The organism is Streptomyces pactum (assembly GCF_016031615.1).
Classification (GTDB): Bacteria; Actinomycetota; Actinomycetes; order Streptomycetales; family Streptomycetaceae; genus Streptomyces; species Streptomyces pactus.
Map to the genome: position 1 here is coordinate 7,220,621 of NZ_JACYXC010000001.1, position 19,897 is coordinate 7,240,517.

Consider the following 19,897-nt stretch of genomic DNA (forward strand, 5'->3'; position numbering starts at 1 on the left):
AAGACCGTGAAACGAAAGAAGGCGGCCGTCAATGACGTGTTCGGTGTCGCCGTCGAGCGAGGGTACTTCGGGCAGAACCCGCTGGCAGGGCTGCGCTGGACCGCGCCTGAGGTCGCCGACGAAGTGGACCCGGAGTGCGTACCGAATCCGGCCCAGGTCGCCCGGCTGCTCGCGGCGGTCAAGGCGCTCCCCGGCCGGGGCCCGCATCTGTACACCTTCTTCGGCTGCATGTACTACGCGGCGATGCGGCCTGCCGAGGTCATTCGCCTGCAGAAGTCCCAGTGCCACCTTCCCCCTACCGGTTGGGGGTTGCTGAACCTCAAGGGCGGTGTCGTGACCGCGGGCAAGGAGTGGACCGACGACGGCGCCGTCCACGAGATCCACTCCTTGAAACGGCGTGCGGCCAAGGCGACACGACCGGTTCCGATTCCGCCGGTCCTCGTCCGCATGCTCCGCGAACACATAGAACGTTTCGGTGTGGCACCGGACGGGCGTGTATTCCGGAACGCGGCTGGGAACTACATCGACGCTGCGGCCTACGGCATCACCTGGCGCCGAGCACGTGAGGCAGCGCTCACTCTCGACGAGCTGGCCCTTGAACTCGCGCGGCGGCCTTACGACCTGCGTCACGCGGGCATCTCCTTCTGGCTGGCCTCCGGTGTTGACCCGGCCGAGTGTGCGCGCCGGGCCGGCCAGAGCATCCAGGTCCTCTTCCGCTTCTACGCCACGTTCCTCGCCGATGCGCGTCATCACGCGAACCGTCTGATCGAGGACTCCATGCGGCGATGGGACGAGCATGAGGACGCGCCGGCCGGCGCCTTGGGCCGGATCTGGCCCGGAAATGCCCCGGAACAGCTGGTCAGAGGTGGGATACGGGTGGGAGGAATCGGGAGTGCAGGCGAATATCGACTCACGGTGCAGCGGCACGGCGGTAAGGGCGCCTGGCGGGTGAAATCCCGGATCAGGCGCCCTTTTTCGGGCCGTCAGAAGAGGCCGAGCTTCTTGGGGGAGTAGGAGACGAGGAGGTTCTTGGTCTGCTGGTAGTGGTCCAGCATCATCCGGTGGTTCTCCCGGCCGATGCCGGACTGCTTGTAGCCGCCGAAGGCCGCGTGCGCGGGGTAGGCGTGGTAGCAGTTGGTCCAGACGCGGCCGGCCTGGATGGCGCGGCCGGCGCGGTAGGCGGTGGTGCCGTTGCGGGTCCACACCCCGGCGCCCAGACCGTAGAGGGTGTCGTTGGCGATGGCGATGGCGTCGTCGAAGTCCTCGAAGGGGGTGACCGCGACCACCGGACCGAAGATCTCCTCCTGGAAGACCCGCATCCGGTTCTCGCCCTCCAGGATGGTCGGCTGGACGTAGTAGCCGCCCGCCAGGTCGCCGTCGAGTTCGGCGCGGGCGCCGCCGGTGAGGACCTGGGCGCCCTCCTTCCGGCCGATGTCCAGGTAGGACAGGATCTTCTCCAGCTGGTCGTTGGACGCCTGGGCCCCGACCATGGTGGACAGGTCCAGCGGGTGCCCCTGGACGATCTTCTCGGTACGGGCCACCGCCGCGTCCATGAAGTCCCGGTAGTGGCCGCCCTGGACCAGCGCGCGGGACGGACAGGTGCACACCTCGCCCTGGTTGAGGGCGAACATGGTGAAGCCCTCCAGCGCCTTGTCGAGGAAGTCGTCGTCGGCGGACGAGACGTCGTCGAAGAAGATGTTCGGGCTCTTCCCGCCCAGCTCCAGGGTCACCGGCTTCAGGTTCTCGCTGGCGTACTGCATGATCAGGCGCCCGGTGGTGGTCTCGCCGGTGAACGCGATCTTCGCCACCCGGGGGCTGGAGGCCAGAGGCTTGCCGGCCTCGACGCCGAAGCCGTTGACCACGTTGACCACGCCCGGCGGCAGCAGGTCGGCGACGATCTCCAGCCAGACGTGGATCGAGGCCGGGGTCTGCTCGGCGGGCTTGAGCACCACCGCGTTGCCGGCCGCCAGCGCCGGTGCCAGCTTCCAGGTGGCCATCAGGATGGGGAAGTTCCACGGGATGATCTGCGCCACCACGCCCAGCGGCTCGTGGAAGTGGTACGCGACCGTGTCCTCGTCCAGTTCGGAGAGGCTGCCCTCCTGGGCGCGCAGTGCGCCCGCGAAGTAGCGGAAGTGGTCGATGGCGAGCGGGATGTCGGCCGCCAGGGTCTCCCGTACCGGCTTGCCGTTCTCCCAGGACTCGGCCACCGCGAGCGCTTCGAGGTTGGCCTCCATCCGGTCGGCGATCCGGTTGAGGACGTTCGCCCGCTCGGCGGGCGCGGTGCGGCCCCAGGCCGGGGCGGCGGCGTGAGCGGCGTCCAGGGCCCGCTCGACGTCCTCCGCGGTGCCCCGGGCCACCTCGGTGAACGGGCGCCCGGTGACCGGGGTGGGGTTCTCGAAGTAACCGCCCCGTACGGGCGGGACGTAGCTGCCGCCGATCCAGTGGTCATAGCGTGACCGGTAGCTGATGACCGAACCTTCGCTGCCGGGCTCCGCGTAGCGGGTCATACGGCCTCCCTCGTCCGTCGATGCGCGTACCTGCCGCGCCCGCCGTCGGCGGTGCGGGCTTGCGGCGGGGCGAGGTTAGCCACGGGGACGTTGCGTGGACGTTGCGCGGTTCGCACGGGTGTGCCGGAGCCGGCGCACCGGCGCGTCCGGCACCCGCGCCGGTGCGGCCCCGGCGCCCGGGCGGGGCCGGGTCGGGGGCGAGGGTGTGCGGGTACCGGGCGCCCCCGGCGGCGGCCCGGCCGGGGCTCAGGCCCGGGTGCCCGGGGCCGGGAGGGGGCGGCGGCCCTCGCGGTGGGGGACCAGGGCCGGCGGTGCCGGTGCCGGGCACGGGCGCGTGGGCGGGGCCGGGGGCCGTGACGGGCAGCGGGCGGGCGGCCGGGGCGGGGAGGCGCCGAGTCCGTAGGCGGCCCGCAGCCGTTCGGTGCGCCGCAGCACGGCCTGTCTGCCGGGCGCGTCGCGGGACAGCACGGCGAGCAGCGTCTCGTACACCTCCAGGTCGTGCTCGCCCCAGGGCGTGTCCGCCCACCGCCGCAGCAGCCCGCCGTCCCGGCAGTCCAGCACCGCCCGTCGCAGCGCGTCCTCCAGCGTGCGCCCGATACGCCGCACCCCGGGGGCCTCGGACAGCGGCAGCAGCGGCCCGCGGTAGGTACGTACCGCCGCGTGCACATCCCCGGCGGCGAGCTGGTCGGCCACCGCCCGGACATCGGTCAGCACCGGGCCGCACAGCCGGTACGGACGGGACACCAGCAGCGGTCCCACCAGCCGCCGCAGCCGGGAGAGCTCGGCGCGCAGGGTGACCGGGGACCGCAGGTCGGCGCGCTCCCCGTACAGCTCCACCGCCAGGCGCTCACCGGTCAACCCCTCCGGGTGCGCGGCGAGCAGGACCATGATCTCGCTGTGCCGCGGTCCCAGGCGCGTCCGGCGGCCGTCCACCACCAGCAGCGCCTGGTCCTGGCCCAGGGCGGTCAGCGCGACCCGCGGCACCGCCCCGTACGGGCGGGCCGCCGACAGCTCGGCCTCGGCGGCGCGTGCCGTCGCCCGCACCAGGGCGAGGCTGTGCGGGGCCGCGAGGTGGTCACCGCCGGTGAGGTCCACCGCGCCCAGGACCCGGCCGGTGTGCGGATCGCGCACCGGCGCGGCGGCGCAGCTCCACGGCTGTACCCGGCGGTTGTAGTGCTCGGTGGCGAAGATCTGCACCGCGTGCCCGACCGTGAGGGCGGTGCCGGGCGCGTTGGTGCCGGCGTGGCGTTCGTCCCAGCGGGCCCCGGCCACGAAGTTCATGCGCTCGGCCCGGCGCCGCAGCCCGGTGTGCCCCTCCACCCACAGCAGCCGGCCCTGGTCGTCGCAGACGGAGAACAGGTGTACGGCGTCCTCGGCGATGCCGCCGAGCAGTTCCCGAACGACCGGCATCGCGCGGGCCAGCGGGTGGGCGCGGCGGTACTCCTCCAGTTCGGTGCCGGTGAGGTCGATCGGGACGGTGGACTCCAGGGGGACCCGGGCGTGCGCGGAGCGCCGCCAGGACTCGGCCACCACCGGACGTACCGTGGCCGCGACCGAGCCGTCGGCCACGAACGCCTCGTGGGCGCGGCGCACCGCCCGGGAGCGTTCCGCCGGGTCGGTGCCCGGTGCCATCGCCAGCCACGGATTGACCACACGGCCTCGCTTCGTAGTCTTCGTCGTACGGACTGCCGGCCGGGGCCGGGGCGGACGCGGACCCGCGGGCGGCGGGGGGGTCGGACGGACAGGGGGGACGGAGGGGCGACGCCCGGCGAGCCCGCGGGACCGGCCCGAGCGGCTCCGGAGCCTCCGGTGGCCGCCGCGGCGCTCCCGGTCGGGTACGCGTTCACCCTGGCCACCCCGGTCCTTCCGGACGGGTGCCCGTGCACCCCAGGCCACCCCGACGCTCCCTTCGGTGGTCCCGATGTTCCCTCGATGGTCCCGACCGTTCCCTCCGCGCGTGGACCGGGTCGCCGCCGGACGGGCGCCGGACGGCGGCGCGGCCGAGGGCGCCGGTTCCGGCCCCGCCCTCGTGGTGGTGGCCGGTGCGACGTCCACATTTTCCTTCCCCGGGGGTGTCCCGCAACAGGGGTGAGCCACTCGAACGCGAAAACCCGGGGTGGCGGTGCGGGGCGGGCGCCGGGACCCGGCGGGCGGTGGGGCCCGGGCCGGTGGCCGGGCGGCCCGGTCAGGGGCGGGGCCGGCGGCCGGGTGTCGCGTGCGGCGGCCGGGACCGCCGGTGGCGGAGCGGTCGGAGGCGGCCCGTGGTGGCCGGCGGCGCGCGACGGTGACGCGCGGCCGGGGGGACGGCGGGCGCGGACGACCGGGCGCGCCATCGGGGGAGAACGTCGGCTCCGCCGGCGGGCGGTGTGCCCCGGGCTCGGCGGCGGAGGGAGCAGGTCGGGCGGGTCCGGTGGCCCGGGAGCGGGCAGGCGGTGGGCGGTCCGCGGCGGCCGGATCCCTGTGGTGCCGGTGCGGTCCGGGTGGCCCGAGGGCGGGACTCAGGGGCCGCCCCGGGTGCTCCGTGGCTGCCGGGTGCGGACGGGGGCGCCGCCGGGGCCCGTACCGGCTGAGGGAGCGTCAACCTCCGTGACCGGCACGGCGACCGTACTCGTGCGGCGCGCGCCGGCGGCCGTCGGGCGTGCGGCGGGGTGTCATCCGCACCCCGCCGTCGGGCCGCGCGGCCCGGGTGCAACGATGAGGGCGTCATGGAGGCACGGCGCACGGCACAGGTGGTACTGCGGGCTCTTCGGGCCGCGGTGTTCGCGGCGGTCTGTGTGCTGCCCGCGGCCCTGGGCCATGCCGTGATGTCCGGTTCCGCCGTGCCGTGGTGGACCGTCGCCGCGGGCTTCGCGGTGACCGGCGGCGGCGCCTGGGCCCTGGCCGGGCGGGAGCGCGGACCGCTGGCGGTCATCGCCGTCACGGTGGGCGCGCAGGTCCTCCTGCACAACGCCTTCTCCCTGGCCCAGCGCGCCGTCGCCCCCGGCCCGGCCCCCGGTCCCGCCGCACGGCCGGCCACGGGCGGGCACGGCACGATCTGCGGCGCGCTGCCGCCGGGCGCGCACCCGGTGGGCGGCCACCACCACGCCGGGGCCCTCGGGGGTGGGGAGACCGGGCCGATGACGGCCGAGGCGGGTCTGCGGCTGCCGGGTGTGGAGGGCATGCACCACGGCCACGGCGGGCTGGGCATGTGGTCCGTCCACGTCGTGGTCGCCCTGCTGTGCGGGATCTGGCTCTCCGGCGGGGAACAGGCCGTCCACCGGCTCGGCCGCACCCTGGCGGTCCGGCTCCTCGCCCCGCTGACCGGTCTCTTCGGCGGCCCGACGGTGACCGCCACGGTCCACCGGGTGCGCCTCGCCCGGCACCGTGCGGGGCAGCGGATGCGCCGTCTGCTGCTGGTCCACTCCATCGTCACGCGGGGCCCGCCGCGGCCGGCGGCCGTCCGGTAGGACGGCCGCCCCGCCGGATCGGCTTCGATGACGTCACCGGAGTGCCGCCCCGCGGCCTCCGGCCCCAGGAAGGACCGCAGGCGATGACCCCTGCCCGCATTCCGGCCGTGCCACCGCGGTGGCCGGCCCCCGTACCCCCGTCCGCCCCGCCGCCCGCGTCACGGCTCGCGCAACCGGCCGGTGAGCCGGCGCAGTCGCCGCGCCGCCTGTTCCCAGGCCCGGCAGTCGGCACACTCCCGCAGATGGGCGTCGAGCACGCCGACCGGGACCGCCGGCGGCAGGGCCTCGCCGTCGATCCGAGCGGAGATCGCGGTACGAAAGTCAGAACATTCCACGCCCCTATGGTCGCCCCTCGAACGGTTTCGGATTCAACCGGAGGTGGCGGTGCCTGACCGCGACGACGAGGAGCTGACCTCCTGGGCACTGGCGGCGGGACGCGGTGACGCCGAGGCGGTGGACCGCTTCATCCGGGCCACCCGCACCGATGTGCGGCGGTACGTCTCCCGGCTGAGCGCCGACCCGCAGGCGGCCGACGACCTGGTCCAGGAGACCTATCTGCGCGCGCTGGGCGGATTGCCGCGCTTCGAGGCCCGGTCGTCGGCGCGCACCTGGCTGCTGTCCATCGCCCGCCGCGTGGTGGTGGACCGGCTGCGCCGCAACGCCGCCCGGCCCCGGCTGTCGGACACCGACGACTGGCAGTCGGCGGCCGAGCGCACCCAGGCCCGCGCGCTGCCCGGCCCCGGCTTCGACGAGGGCGTGGCGCTCTCCCAGCTGCTGGCCGCGCTGCCCTACCCGCGGCGTGAGGCGTTCGTCCTCACCCAGTTGCTGGACCTGCCGTACGCCGAGGCCGCCGAGGTCATGGGCTGCCCGGTGGGCACGGTCCGGTCCCGGGTCGCCCGGGCCCGGGAGGCGCTGATCGAGCAACTCGCCTCGGCGGAGCGGGACGCGGCCGGCCCGCCCCGGGAGGGTACGGAGGGCCGTGCGCCGGATGCCGGGCCGGAGCCGCCACAGGGTGCCGGGTCGGAGCCGCCGGGTGTCGCCACGCGGGGCCCGGCACCGGCCGGGGCGGATGCCGCTCCGGCCGCCGGTACCGCACCGCCGCGTCCGGCCCCCCGCCGGAGCGCGGGGGAGGCGCCGGCCGGGAAGGTGCCCGCGCTCGCGGGTGCCGCCGGACCGGCGGAGTGAACGGCGGCCCCCGCCGGCTCCCGGAGGAGCCGGCGGGGGCCGTGTCCGTACCGCGCCCGGTGGCTGCCGGGCGTCCGGTGTGCCCGGGGCGCGGTCCGTCGTGCGGGGGAGACCGCTGCCGCGTTCCCCGGCGGGTGGCGGGGTGTGCATCGCCGGGTGGTCCGGGCTCTGGCGGTACGGCGCGGGATGGCCCCCGGTGGTCCGGGCGGACGGGGGGTGGCAGTCCCGCACCGCGGAGGGTTCGGGGAGGGGCGGGAGGGCCTCGGGGGTGCGGGGCCGCCAGGGGGCGGTGGCGCGTCGCGGGGGCGCGGACGGTGCCGGGCGCACCCGGCGCGCCCGGCGCGGGGCCGGCGGGGGCACGGGCCGGGCGGGACGCCGTCCGGTGACGGACCGTCCGGGTCAGAGGTCGCCGGGACGGACCACCACCGCCTCCACCCGCACCGGGCCGGCGTCCCGGAAGCGCAGGACGAAGGGCATCCGGTCGCCCACCCGCACCGACGGCGGATCGTCCACCATCACGTCCACGCCGGCCGTGGACATCCGCAGCGTCCCGCCGGCCGGCAGCCGTACCGACGGCACCATCCGCATGGTCCCCGCCCCGTCGCGGACCTCCACCCGGCTGAGCATGGCCCGGCCGGCGGCGGGCGAGGACACCTCGACCAGTTCGTCGTCCGCGCCGCCCCGGTTGCGGATGTCGAAGAAGGCGGCGGTGGTGTCCGGGTTGGCGGGCAGCAGCACCCGGGCCCGGGTCACCACCGGTTCGGACGGGCTGCCCGCCGCTCCGGAACCGGCCCAGGCACTCAGCCCGGCCAGGGTCAGGGCGCTCGCCGCGACCGGGACGAGGGCGGCACGGGCGGCGGTCGGTACACGCATCATCGCTCCCGGACGGAGTCGGCCCGCAGCGGCGTGCGGCGGCCACCGGCCACCGGACGGCGCGCGGGGGACGGCTGCCAGTGACGCAGCCGCAGGCTGTTGACCACCACGACGACCGAACTCACCGACATCGCCGCCGCGGCCACCATCGGATTGAGCCGGCCGACCGCCGCGAGCGGCAGGGTGACGAGGTTGTAGCCGAAGGCCCACAGGAGGTTGGCGCGCACCGTGCCCAGGGTGCGCCGGGCCAGCCGCACCGCGTCGGCCACCGCCGCCATGTCCTCCCGGACCAGCGTCACGTCGGCCGCCCCGATGGCCGCGTCGGTACCACCGCCCATGGCGATCCCCAGGTCGGCGCCGGCCAGGGCGGCGGCGTCGTTGACCCCGTCGCCGATGACGGCGACCCGGTGGCCGCGGGCGCGCAGGGCCCGGACCAGCTCCGCCTTGTCCTCGGGGCGGGTCCGGGCGTGCACCTCGGTGATGCCCAGCTGCCGTGCGACGACGTCGGCCGCCGCCGCGCTGTCGCCGGTGGCCAGCACCGGACGCACGCCCAGCCGCCGCAGGTGGTCCACCGCGCGGTAGCTGCTCGCCCGCAGGGTGTCGCCGAGCGCGAACACCGCCTCGGGGCGGCCGTCCACGCGCAGCACGACCGCCGTCCGTCCGGCGTCCTCGGCCGCTCGTACGGCGTCGGCGAGCGGCCGAGGCAGCGGCCCGGCGCCGGTCCGGGGCGCTTCGGGCGTTCCGGCCGCCCGGGCCGTTCCGGTGGCCTCGGCCGGTCCTGCGGTTCCGGCGGTTCCGGGCGTGCCCGCCGGTCCTGCCGTTCCGTCCGGTCCTGTCGTACCGGCGGTTCCTGCCGTTCCGGCTCCGGCGCCGGTGTCCGCGACGGCCGGGCCACCGGGGGCCGTGCCGGTGTTCCCGCCGGTGCTTCCGCCGGTGACGCCGTGGGAGGCGCCGGCGGGGACCGGTGTGCGGGTGGTCACGCCCGGGGCGTCACCGGCCTCGGAGGTGCCGGGCGATGCCGTGCCGACCGCCGCGGATGCGACCGCCTGCGGCGCGTCGGCCGCCCCGGACGGTGTCCTCAGCGGTGTGCCGTCCGGGCCGTCCGGGCCGGCGGCCCCCGCGCCGACGGGATGTGACGAGCCGTTCCGCCCGTTCACGCGATGGTGTGCGGTCCCGCCGCCCTGCCCGCTCCCACCGTCCGGTCCGGCCCCGCCTTCCCGGGCGGTCGCGCCGTGCGGCCCGCTCCCGTCGTCCGTCCGGCCCCGGTCGTCCGTCCGGCCGGGCGGGGCCGGAGCCCCGGGGCCCGGGCCGCTCGCCGGCTCGGGGGAGGGGGAAGCCCCCGGCCCGTCCGTGCCCCGACCGCCCGGCGTGGTGACCGCGTCCGGGCGGGTCAGTTCCACCAGGTGGCCGGCCACCCGGCCGCGGACCCCGAGCCCCGTGGTCGCGGTGAACTCCCGTACCACCGGCAGCGGCACCCCGTCGCCGGCGGCACGGGCGTACCCGGTGACCGCGCGGCCCACCGGATGTTCGGACCCCTGTTCCACCGCTCCGGCCAGCCGTACCGCCTCCGCCGCGGGGAGCCCTTCGGGGCGGACCGTGACGGCGTGCACCGCCATCGCGCCGTCCGTCAGCGTGCCGGTCTTGTCCAGCACCACGGTGTCCACCCGCCGCAGGGCCTCCAGCGCCCGCGGGCCGCGGACCAGGATCCCGAGCTGGGCGCCGCGGCCGGTGGCGGCCAGCAGCGCGGTCGGCGTGGCCAGCCCCAGCGCGCACGGGCAGGCGACCACCAGGACGGCCACCGCCGTGGTGACCGCCGCCTGCGGATCGGCCCCCGCCCCGAGCCAGAACCCGAGCACGGTGACCGCGACCGCCAGCACCGCGGGTACGAACACCCCGGCCACCGCGTCCGCCAGTCGCTGCACCCGGGCCTTGCCCGCCTGCGCCTCCTCCACCAGCCGCGTGATCCGGGCCAGTTGGGTACGGGCGCCGACCGCCTCCGCCCGTACCTCCAGCACGCCGCCGTGGTTGACGGCGCCGCCCACCACCGGCGACCCCGGGCCCACCTCCACCGGCGCGCTCTCGCCGGTGACCAGCGACAGGTCCAGCGCCGAACTCCCCGCGGTCACCACCCCGTCGGTGGCCACCCGCTCCCCGGGGCGCACCACGAAGCGGTCGCCCACCCGCAGCCGCGCCACCGGGACGGTGCGCTCGGTGCCGTCCGCGTCCCGCACCACCACGTCCTTGGCCGCCAGGTCCGCCAGCGCGCGCAGCGCGGAGCCGGTGCCGTGCCGGGCGCGGGCCTCCAGCAGCCGTCCCAGCAGGACGAACAGCGGCACCCCCACCGCGGCTTCCAGGTACACGTGCGCGACGTCGCCGGAGGCCGACGGCAGGAAGGTGAACGGCATCGTCATGCCCGGCTCGCCGGCCCCGCCGAGGAACAGTGCGTACGCCGACCACCCGAAGGACGCCACCACCCCCAGCGACACCAGGGTGTCCATCGTCGCCGCCCCGTGCCGCAGGCCGCGCAGCGCCCGGTGGTGGAACGGCCACGAGCCCCAGGCCGCCACCGGCGCCGCGAGGGCGAAGCACAGCCACTGCCAGTTGCGGAACTGCAGCGCCGGCACCATCGACAGGACCAGCACCGGCACCGACAGCAGTGCGGTGACGAGCAGCCGGACGGTGCCGGCCGAGGCGGGCGCGGACACGTCCTCGGGTGCTCCCGGGTCCGCGGTGGGCGGCGTGGCGGTGAAGCCCGCGCCCTCCACCACGGCCACCAGCTCCTCGACCGCGACCCGGTGCGGATGGTTCACCCGGGCGCGCCCGGTCGCCAGGTTGACGGTGGCGCGCACCCCTTCGATCCGGCCCAGCCGCTTCTCCACCCGGGCCACGCAGGCGGCGCAGGTCATGCCGCCCACCAGCAGTTCGGTGGTGACCGTCCGGTCGTCGGCGGTGGTCGCCCTCACCGGCTCGCCCCCATGCCGTGCATGCCGCCCATCCCACCGCCGGATCGGCCGCCGGAGCCGCCGCCCCCGTCCTCGCGGTGCAGCCCGGGGGCCACTGGGCCGACGGCGGCCCCCACGGCGTAGGCCACGCCGAACACCGCGGCGAGCAGCAGGAGGAATCCCGTCAGGACGACGGCCGGACTGGGCTGACGTGGGGTCATCACCGCTCCAGAACTCTCGGCGAGGGAGGGCAGGAGCGGTCATCCTGACACGCTGCGGGCCCTCTTCCGCGGTCCACCGAGGGGGTGTGACACGTGAGGATTCTCCCGCCCGGGCGGAGGAACCAGCCGCCCCCGCGGAACGACTTCCTGGTGTTTCCCGGCACCCGTCCACCCGGGCCCGCCCCGCCTTGCGGCCGCGGACGGCGGGCCCGGTCCCCGGCGGTCGGCGGGCCCGCGCAAGCCGGCCGCGGGAGAGTCCGCCCGCCCGTCCCCGGGGCCGTCGGGCCGCCGCGCGGTGACACCCGCCGGTCGCGCCCCGGCACGTGGAGCGCGATCCGCTGCCGGTGCCGCGGACGGGGCCGGTACCGACCCGTCGGTCCGGGCGACGGGCCAGCGGACGGAAGTCGAACCCGACCGTACCGACGGCGAACCGGGGCCGGACGGACGGCGAACCGGGGACCGGGCCCCGCACGCGCCAGGTCTTTCGGAGGCCGGGCGCCGGCCCCGACGGCGTGCACGGTGGGCCGGCGCCCGGAGTCCGGCTCCGGCCGGTGGCCTCGCGGTCCGCGGAGTTCCGAACGGGATGCCGCGGGAGACTCGCGGGGACTCCCTGACCGGGAGAGTTCCGGAGTGTTTAATTCCGTATTCTCCCGGTGAAGTTCATTCGCGTCCCGGCCTGCTTCACATCACGCCGGAGTGTCCGGTCCGCGGCGCCTCCGGAGCGAATCGGTGGATACTTCCCCGGTGCGCCCGGCATGGCCATGGATCGTGAATGCCGCGCTCCTTAGGGTGATGGGGTGGCGGTGGAGGAACCGTTCGGCAGTGGCCGCGGAACCCTATTCCCGATCGGGCGAACTGGTGTTCCAGCGCTGATGTGTCCGAGGAATGGACGCGACTCCGTGCGGTGTGCCGGGCTCGGTGTCCGGGGGCCGATCCGCGGCACGGGCAACCCGTTCCCCGTGACATTGCCATGACGGGCATATGACGGTTTCTTTTCCTTGCTCCGGCGCTTCCCCGGCGCTTCCCGGCACCGGAGGCGCGGGGACAGGACCCGGCGGTGCCCGCCCGGCCGGGCGCCCTGGGAGGGTGTCCGGCGGTGGTCCGCGGGGGGCGCCGGGACGGTGCCGGAACGACGCCCGGGCGCCCCGGCCACCCCGTTGCCGGAAGACGTCCGGTGGCTGCCGTTGACGGTGCGGAAGGCGCCGTCTGCCAGGGATTTGTGGCAGCAACCTGCTGAGTGGGCCGGCCCGTGTGTGACCGCTCCCACGGCTCGCGCCGGCGCCCGAGGGGGCGCGCGGCGGGCGCGCCGCGCCGTGTGTTCCCGGCGGGCGCGGGGGCGTGGGAAACGGTGGCGGCGGGTGCGGCCGAGGGGACGTGTGGACGTTTTGTGCGGGAAGTGGAGCCGGTGCCCGCCATACCTGGCCTTTACCTGCCCGTGCCCGGCGGCTTTCCGTTCGAAGGGGAGTGCCGGACCACTGCGAATCTCTTCGCGAAGGTGATGAAACTCGACCCTTCGGAAGTCTCGGTCAGGGAGGTTGAATATCTCACCACACCGGTTCGGTGGGTTACCATGGGTCGCGTCGGATCAGTAATGCGCGATGCCGCCGTCGCCTGGGAAGGCCGTGCGGTTTTCGTGTGGGACAACGGGGGATTTGACGGGTGACTCCAGCACTGTGTGCATTATCTGTGGCTGAAGCTGATTCGCTCTCAACGTTATTCGGGTGGTCGTCGGCGGTGTCGTGCCGCGCCGACGGCGGTCGGGTAATTGCTGAGCCTCCCTCATGTATCGCCGGCCGGAGAAATGGCCGGCGGTATCTGAATGTGCGGAGCGGCCATATTTTCTGAAGAGTGAAGGAGGCACCCCGATGCGGCTTGAGGTCGGTCCCTTTGTCGAGCGGCACGGCCAGTTCGCCGCCATCGACGCGGCCATCGAGAACAGCCGGGCCCGGGAGGGGCAGCTGCTGATCTTCGAAGGTGCCCTGGGCCTCGGCAAGACGGCGCTGCTCAACGAGGCCAAGAAACGCGCCCTGACCGCGGGCTTCACCCTGCTGCACGCCCGCGGCAGCGAGTTCGAGGCGGGCTTCCCCTACGGTGTCGTGCGGCAGCTCTTCGAACCCTGGCTCGCCACCGCCGACGAGGCGGAGCGGAAGGCCGTGCTCTCCGGCCCGGCCAAGCTGGCCGCACCGCTGTTCGAGTACGGCACCGGGGGAGTGGTCACCGGCGCCGGCCCCGAGCAGCGCCAGGCCGTGCTGCACGGCCTCTACTGGATGTGTGTCCACCTCGCCCGCCGCGCCCCGCTGTTACTGCTCCTGGACGACCTGCACTGGGCCGACGTCTCCTCGCTCCAGTTCCTCACCTACATGGAAGGGCGACTGGACGGCCACGCGATCCTGATGTGCGCGGCGACCGAGTCCGTGGACGACGGGCAGCGCGCCGACATCAACCAGGCCCTGCTGTCCTCCGCCTCGGCCCGGCTGGTCGCGGTGGGCCCGCTGAGCGAGGACGGCGTACGCGCCTTCGCCGCCGGTGCCCTGCCGGGGGTGCGGCTCGACGAGACCCTGGTGCGCGTCTGCTACGCCGCCACCGGCGGCAACCCGTTCTTCCTGCGGGAACTGCTGGCGGAGGTACGCGAGGAGGAACTCGGCGACCCCCTGTCCCTGGCCCGCGTCGGCCCGCGCAACATCGCCCGCGTGGTCCTGCGCAGACTCCAGCAGCTGCCGCAGCCGCTGGCCGAGCACACCACCCGGCTCGCCCGCGCCCTGGCCGTGCTCGACGCCCCCGGGGAGCCCGCCCTGGGACACGCCGCCCACGCCGCGCACGCCGCGCACGTCGCCGGGCTGGACGCGGTGGAGGCCGCCGAAGCGGTCAGCACCCTCATGGACCTGGGCATCGTGCACCCCCTGCCCCCGCTGCGGTTCGCCCAGCCGGTGGTGCGCACCGCCATCTACGAGCACCTGCCGCTGCCTTCGCGCCACCGCGCGCACGCCCGCGCGGCCAAGGCCCTGCACGCGGCCGGAGCCACCGGCGCCCAGGTCGTCCCGCTGCTGGTGCCGCTGCCGCCCTCCGGCGACGAGTGGACCGCCACGGTCCTCGCCGACGCCGGACGCGAGGCGCTGGAGGCGGGCGACCCGGCCGCCGCCGCCCGGCTGCTGCGCCGGGCCCTGGACGAGCCGGCGCCGGCCGCCCTGCTGCCCGCGCTGCTGGCCCGGCTCGGCGCGGCCGAACTGCGGCTGCGTGACCCCGAGGCGACGGCCCGGCTCGGCGAGGCCCTGGAGCTCACCGAGGACCCCCTGGACCGCGCCGCCATCGTCATCGACATGAGCACCGCGCTCACCGCCGCCGCCCGCTACGAGGACGCCCTGGCACTGCTGCAGCAGGCCCACGCCGCGGTGCGGGGCCGCAGCCGCGAGGTGGAACTGCGGCTGCACTCCGAGATCGTCAAGGTCGCCCAGCTCACCCCGCGCACCAGACCGCTCGCCGCTCGGGAGCTCAGCCGCCTGGACCGCACCGTGGTGGGGGAACAGGGAGCGACCGCCGCGCTGGTCGGCGCCCAGCAGGCGTTCGAGGCGCTGATCGGCGGGGAGCGCGCCCCGGACGTGCTGCGGACCGCCGAAGCGGCCCTGCTGCACGGACCGCTGACGGCACCGCCGGACGGCGGGGCGCAGGCGAGCTGGCTCATCGCCCTCGTCCTCGCCTGCTGCGACCGGCTGCCGGAGGCCGACCGGCTGCTGGACGAGGCGCTGCGCGACGCGGAGGAGCAGAGCATGCTGCTGGCCACCGCCGACCTGCGCGCCCTGCACGCCTGGCTGCGGTTCCAGCGCGGCATGCTCGCCGAGGCCGAGACCGACGGCTCACTGGCGCTCGGCTCGACCGAGGAGGCCGGGACGCCGCCCACCGGCATGCCCTTCGCGGCCGGCGCGCTGATCGACTCGCTCGTCGCCCAGGGACAGATACGCACCGCCGCCCGGGTGGTGGACCGGTGCGGCCTGGACAGCGACATCTCCCGGCAACCCACGTTCCTGCCCCTGGTGATGGCCCGCGGCCGGCTGCGCATCGCCCAGGGCGACGCGGAGGCCGGCGTGCGCGACCTGCTGGGCTCGGCCGAGGCGCTCACCGAGTGGGGCACCGACTGTCCGGCGCTGAGCCCCACCGCCACCGCCGCGGCCACCCTGGCCCGGATGGGCCGCACCCGGGAGGCCCGGCCCCTGGCCGAGGAGACCCTGGCCACGGCCCGCCGCTTCGGCACCCCCCGCACCGTCGCCGGAGCCCTGGTGGCCACCGGCCTCGCCGAGGAGGGACGGGCCCGGCTGCGGCACCTGGAGGAGGCCGTCGCGCTGCTGGAGGACAGCCCCGCGGCGCTGGAGCGCTGCCTGGCGCTCACCGAGTACGGGGCCGCGCTGCGCCGCGCGGACCGCGCCGAGCAGGCCCGGCCGCTGCTGCGCAGGGCGGGCGAGATCGCCGACGCCACCGGGGCCGCCGCACTCGCCAAACGCATCCGAGGCGAACTCGCCGCCATGGGGGTGCGGGCCCGGGTACCCGCCCGCACCGGAGTCTCCGGGCTCACCCCCCGGGAACGGTCGGTGTCCGCCCTGGCTGCCGAGGGCAAGCGCAACCAGGAGATAGCGCGGATGCTGTTCGTCACCGTCAAAACGGTGGAATGGCACCTGGGACAGGCGTACCGGAAGCTCGGCATCGCCTCCCGGGGTGAGCTGAGGGACGCCCTGGCCAGGGTCTGACGGAGGAAAAGGCTGGGGTTGCTGCTGGGGCGGAACCCGAGGTCCCCGGCGCCCCGGGCCCCCCAGAATCGCAGCGGGCCCCCGGCGCTTCGTCGGGGGCCGCGCCGCATGCGCGACCGCTACGCGTCACCGGCACCGGTCCCCGCCGCGACCGCGGGGAACACCGGCCGCCGGCCCGCCGCCCGCCGCGCCCGGCGCCGTACCCGCCCCCTCCGTCGCGGACGGGTGCGGACCCCATCCGGCCGACCGGCCCGACCCCAGGAGGACCCATGCCCGACGAGGCCAAGCGCAAGCAGCTGGTGCTCGACTACTTCGACCGCGTCAACGCCAAGGACGTCGACGCGGTCTGTCAGATGTTCACCGCCGACGCCCGGATCGAGGACCCGGTGGGCACCGAGCCCGTGGTGGGCGCGGAGGCCGTACGGGCCTACTTCCGGCGGGTCATCGAGGAGTTCGGCACCCAGGACACCCCCGGCACGCTCACCGGCTCCCAGGACGAGGCGCACGTCGCGGCATCCCTGAAGGCCACCATCCGCAACCCCCAGGACCCCGAGGGCGGCCGGCTCGCGGTCAACGTCACCTCGGTGTTCCGGTTCACCGCGGACGGACTGATCGCCGAGATGCGCGCCTACTGGGGGGCGACCGACGTGGCGCCCGCCGAGTGCGACTGACACCCGGTACGTCCACGGCCGCACCGTGATGCTGGGGTCGTGCTGGGGGTGCGCCCCAGGGTCCGCGCCCCCACCACCCCCCAGAATCGAGGTCACGATCCGGTGGTGCCCCCACGGTGCGGGCAGCCGGACCGGCCGGCCTTCATCACGGTCGCGGTCCACGGAAGCAGGAACGCCCGGAAGGCGGCGCGAAGGGGCGCGTGCGGCGGTCGCCGCGTCCGCCGCCACCGAGCCAGGTCATCTCGTCATCGGGGGAACGCATGAGGACGCACGAGACAGCCATGCCCATCGCCGTGGTGGGCATGGCCTGCCGGCTCCCCGGCGCGGCCGGGCCCGAGCAGTTCTGGACCGACGTCCTCCTCCCCGGGCGGGACGCGGTCGGCGCCGCCCCCGAGGGCCGCTGGTCCCACGAGGGCGGCACCCCCCGGCCCGGGCACCCCGACCGGGCCGGCTGGCTGGACCGGGTGGACACCTTCGACGCCGGGTTCTTCGGCACGACGCCGCGCGAGGCGGCCGCGATGGACCCCCAGCAGCGCCTGATGCTCGAACTCGCCTGGGAAGCCGTCGAGCACGCCCGGATCAGCCCCGACACCCTCCGCGACGGCCGGACCGGGGTGTTCACCGCCGCCCTGTGGAACGACTACGCGGAACTCACCGGAGCCCCGGCCGACGGCGGCGGACACGCCTTCACCGCCGCCCAGCGCGCGATGCTGGCCGGCCGCGTCTCGTACGCGCTGCGGCTGCGCGGGCCGAGCCTGACCGTGGACACCGGACAGTCCTCGTCCCTGGTCGCGGTCCACCTGGCCTGCGAGAGCCTGCGCCGCGGGGAGTCCTCCGGCGCCCTGGTCGGCGGCGTCAACCTCATCCTCACCCCGGGACCCACCGCCGCCGCGCGGGCGGCCGGGGTGCTCTCCGACGACGGCGCCTGCCGCCCCCTGGACGCCCGGGCCGACGGCTACGTACGGGGCGAGGGCGGCGCCGTGCTGCTGCTCAAGCCGCTGGCCGCCGCGGAGGCCGACGGCGACGTGGTGCACGCGGTGATCCTCGGCAGCGCCGTCAACCACGACGGCGGCGGCGACACCCTGACCACACCGCACCGCGCCGCCCAGGAGGACGTGCTGCGGCAGGCCCACCGCAACGCCGGCACCGACCCCGCCCGGACGCAGTACGTGGAGCTGCACGGCACCGGCACCCCGGCCGGCGACCCCGTCGAGGCCCACGCCCTGGGCGCGGTGTACGGCCCGGGGCGGGACGCCGGCCGGCCACTGCGGGTCGGCTCGGTCAAGACCAACATCGGCCACCTGGAGGCCGCGGCCGGCATCGTCGGCCTGCTCAAGACCGTACTCGGCCTCCGCGACCGGGAACTGCCGCCCAGCCTGCACTTCGAGCGGGCCCACCCGGACATCCCGCTGGAGCGCCTGGGGCTGTGCGTCCAGCGCGAACGCGGACCGTGGCCCGGCACCGACGAGCCGCTGCTCGCCGGGGTCAGCGCCTTCGCGCTGGCCGGCACCAACTGCCACGTGGTGGTCGGCGAACCACCGCGCGACCGGACCCCCGACGCGCCCGCACCGGCCCCCGCGGACGGCGCCGGCCGCGCCCCCTCCGCCCAGGACACCGCGCCGGCCGCCGCCGGCGCCACCCCGGTGCCCTGGATCCTCTCCGCCCGCTCCGCCGCGGCGCTTCGGGCCCAGGCGGAGCGGCTGCTGCGGCACGCCGAGGCCCGCCCCGGGGACACCCCGCGCGACATCGCCCGCTCGCTGGCCACCACCCGCGCCGCGCTGGAGCACCGCGCCGTGCTGCTCGGCGCCGACCGGGCCGCGCTCCTGGACGACCTGGCCGCCCTGGCCCGCGGCGACCGCCCCGCCGGCGTCGTCCTGGGCACCGCCCCACGCCCGGTGCGACCGGTTTTCGTCTTCCCCGGCCAGGGCGCCCAGTGGGTGGGCATGGCCCGGGAACTGATGGCTTCCGCCCCGGTCTTCGCCCGCGCGATGGAGCGGTGCGGCCGGGCCCTGGCCCCGCACGTGGACTGGGACCTCGCCACCGAACTGGACGGCCCGCTGGACCGGCTGGAGGTCATCCAGCCGGTGCTGTGGGCGGTGATGGTCGCGCTCGCCGAACTGTGGCGCTCCTACGGCGTGGAGCCGGCCGCGGTGGTCGGCCACTCGATGGGCGAGGTCGCCGCCGCCGTCGTCTGCGGCGGGCTGTCCACCGAGGACGGGGCACAGGTGATGGCCCACCGCAGCCGGCTGATGGGCGCACACCTGGCCGGCACCGGGGGCATGGCCGCCTTCGAACTGCCGCGGGCCGAGGCCGAGGCCCGGCTCGCCGCGTACGGCGGACGGCTGTCGGTGGCCGTCGTCAACGGCCCGCTGTCCACGGTGGTGGGCGGCGACACCGACGCCCTGGACGACATGATCGCCCGGTGCAAGGCGGACGGCGTCCGGGCCGGGCGGCTGCTGGTCGACTACGCCTCGCACGGCCCGGCGGTCGACCCGGTCCTGGAGTGGTACCGGGACGGCCTGACCGATCTGGCCCCGCGGCCCTCCCGGGTGCCGTACTACTCCACCATCACGGGCGAGCCGATCGACACCACCGGGCTCGACGCCGACTACTGGGTACGCAACGAGCGCGACGTGGTGGAGTTCGAGCGGATCACCCGCCGGTTGCTGGCCGACGGGTACACCGCCTTCGTCGAGATCAGCGTCCACCCCGTGCTCACCATGAACATCCTGGCCACGGCCGAGGAGGCGGACGCCGCCGACGGCCTGCTGGCGGTCGGCACCATCCAGCGGGACGAGGGCGGCCCGGACCGCTTCCTGCGGTCCGTCGCCACGGCGTTCGCCGGCGGCGTGCCGGTGGACTTCGGCCCGGCGTACGCCGGCGGCCGCCGCGTCGACCTGCCCACCTACGCCTTCCAGCGCGCCTCCCACTGGGCGGCCCCGGCGGCACCGCGCCCGGCCGGCCCGCCCGCCGGCGACCCGGCCGCGGCACCGGGGGACACCCCGCGGCCCGCCACCGCGGACCCGCACGGTGCCACCGTGCCGGACGACCCCCGGCCCCCGCTGGTGCGGCGGCTGGCCACCGCCTCGGCCGCCGAACGCGACCGGGCGCTGCTGGACCTGGTCCGCGACCGGGCGGCGGCCGTCGTCGGCCACGGCTCCGGGCGCGACATCGCCCCGGACACGTCGTTCGTCGAGGCCGGGCTCAGCTCCCTCACCGCGGTGCAGTTCCGCGACCAACTGAACGCCGAGACCGGGCTGCGGCTGCCGACCACCCTCCTGTACCGGCACCCGACCCCGGCCGGACTCGCCCGGCA

Annotated in this window: 11 protein-coding genes and 2 pseudogenes; 7 read left to right on the top strand and 6 right to left on the bottom strand. The window is 76.1% G+C overall.

Features of this window, described 5'->3' with window-relative positions:
- The first annotated feature begins 6 nt into the window (after positions 1-6).
- On the top strand, positions 7-1,014 hold the full coding sequence (locus IHE55_RS32845; protein ID WP_307826848.1) for a tyrosine-type recombinase/integrase: 1,008 nt from the start codon (positions 7-9) through the stop codon (positions 1,012-1,014).
- On the opposite strand, the gene exaC is transcribed toward IHE55_RS32845, so the two are convergent.
- On the bottom strand, positions 984-2,507 hold the full coding sequence (gene exaC, locus IHE55_RS28510; protein WP_197991658.1) for an acetaldehyde dehydrogenase ExaC: 1,524 nt from the start codon (positions 2,505-2,507) through the stop codon (positions 984-986). The genes IHE55_RS32845 and exaC overlap by 31 nt on opposite strands.
- Positions 2,508-2,753: 246 nt before the next feature.
- Entirely contained in the window at positions 2,754-4,160 is a 1,407-nt protein-coding gene (locus IHE55_RS28515; RefSeq protein ID WP_197991659.1) for a GAF domain-containing protein, read from the bottom strand.
- Positions 4,161-5,212: 1,052 nt separating this feature from the next.
- Between IHE55_RS28515 and IHE55_RS28520 the strand changes: the two genes are divergently transcribed.
- Positions 5,213-5,953: a hypothetical protein gene (locus IHE55_RS28520; RefSeq protein ID WP_197991660.1), complete on the top strand. Its 741-nt coding sequence runs from the start codon at positions 5,213-5,215 to the stop codon at positions 5,951-5,953.
- A 158-nt stretch (positions 5,954-6,111) separates the two neighbouring features.
- On the opposite strand, the gene IHE55_RS28525 is transcribed toward IHE55_RS28520, so the two are convergent.
- Entirely contained in the window at positions 6,112-6,288 is a 177-nt protein-coding gene (locus IHE55_RS28525; protein ID WP_197991661.1) for a zf-HC2 domain-containing protein, read from the bottom strand.
- A gap of 31 nt (positions 6,289-6,319) precedes the next feature.
- Here IHE55_RS28525 and IHE55_RS28530 point away from each other — a divergent pair.
- Positions 6,320-6,913, top strand: a pseudogene (locus IHE55_RS28530) (sigma-70 family RNA polymerase sigma factor); the annotation flags it as partial.
- A 624-nt stretch (positions 6,914-7,537) separates the two neighbouring features.
- Here IHE55_RS28530 and IHE55_RS28535 read toward each other — a convergent pair.
- From IHE55_RS28535 to IHE55_RS28550, 3 genes are read right to left on the bottom strand one after another with little or no spacing between them, the layout of a single operon-like run.
- Positions 7,538-8,011: a copper chaperone PCu(A)C gene (locus tag IHE55_RS28535; protein ID WP_197991662.1), complete on the bottom strand. Its 474-nt coding sequence runs from the start codon at positions 8,009-8,011 to the stop codon at positions 7,538-7,540.
- The gene (locus IHE55_RS31945) at positions 8,011-10,917 is read right to left on the bottom strand and encodes an HAD-IC family P-type ATPase (protein WP_232266960.1); all 2,907 of its coding nucleotides are present in this window, start codon (positions 10,915-10,917) and stop codon (positions 8,011-8,013) included. The genes IHE55_RS28535 and IHE55_RS31945 overlap by 1 nt, the downstream gene beginning before the upstream one ends.
- Positions 10,918-10,970: 53 nt before the next feature.
- Positions 10,971-11,174, bottom strand: a complete 204-nt coding sequence (locus IHE55_RS28550; RefSeq protein WP_197991663.1) for a hypothetical protein — start codon at positions 11,172-11,174, stop codon at positions 10,971-10,973.
- A gap of 1,387 nt (positions 11,175-12,561) precedes the next feature.
- Between IHE55_RS28550 and IHE55_RS28555 the strand changes: the two genes are divergently transcribed.
- From IHE55_RS28555 to IHE55_RS33275, 4 genes and pseudogenes are all read left to right on the top strand, one after another.
- Positions 12,562-12,837, top strand: coding sequence for a hypothetical protein (locus IHE55_RS28555; RefSeq protein ID WP_197991664.1), 276 nt, complete (start codon positions 12,562-12,564; stop codon positions 12,835-12,837).
- A gap of 202 nt (positions 12,838-13,039) precedes the next feature.
- Entirely contained in the window at positions 13,040-15,910 is a 2,871-nt protein-coding gene (locus tag IHE55_RS28560; RefSeq protein ID WP_197991665.1) for a helix-turn-helix transcriptional regulator, read from the top strand.
- A gap of 269 nt (positions 15,911-16,179) precedes the next feature.
- Complete coding sequence (locus tag IHE55_RS28565; protein WP_197991666.1) at positions 16,180-16,581, top strand: nuclear transport factor 2 family protein; 402 nt, start codon at positions 16,180-16,182, stop codon at positions 16,579-16,581.
- Between the two features lie 281 nt (positions 16,582-16,862).
- Positions 16,863-19,886: pseudogene (locus tag IHE55_RS33275) on the top strand (type I polyketide synthase); the annotation flags it as partial.
- Between the last annotated feature and the right edge of the window lie 11 nt (positions 19,887-19,897).

Coding starts and splice junctions, on each gene's coding strand:
- IHE55_RS28550 (WP_197991663.1), bottom strand. CDS start 11,174: ATGACCCCACGTCAGCCCAGTCCGGCCGTCGTCCTGACGGGATTCCTC.
- exaC (WP_197991658.1), bottom strand. CDS start 2,507: ATGACCCGCTACGCGGAGCCCGGCAGCGAAGGTTCGGTCATCAGCTAC.
- IHE55_RS28535 (WP_197991662.1), bottom strand. CDS start 8,011: ATGCGTGTACCGACCGCCGCCCGTGCCGCCCTCGTCCCGGTCGCGGCG.
- IHE55_RS31945 (WP_232266960.1), bottom strand. CDS start 10,917: ATGACCTGCGCCGCCTGCGTGGCCCGGGTGGAGAAGCGGCTGGGCCGG.
- IHE55_RS28565 (WP_197991666.1), top strand. CDS start 16,180: ATGCCCGACGAGGCCAAGCGCAAGCAGCTGGTGCTCGACTACTTCGAC.
- IHE55_RS28520 (WP_197991660.1), top strand. CDS start 5,213: ATGGAGGCACGGCGCACGGCACAGGTGGTACTGCGGGCTCTTCGGGCC.
- IHE55_RS28560 (WP_197991665.1), top strand. CDS start 13,040: ATGCGGCTTGAGGTCGGTCCCTTTGTCGAGCGGCACGGCCAGTTCGCC.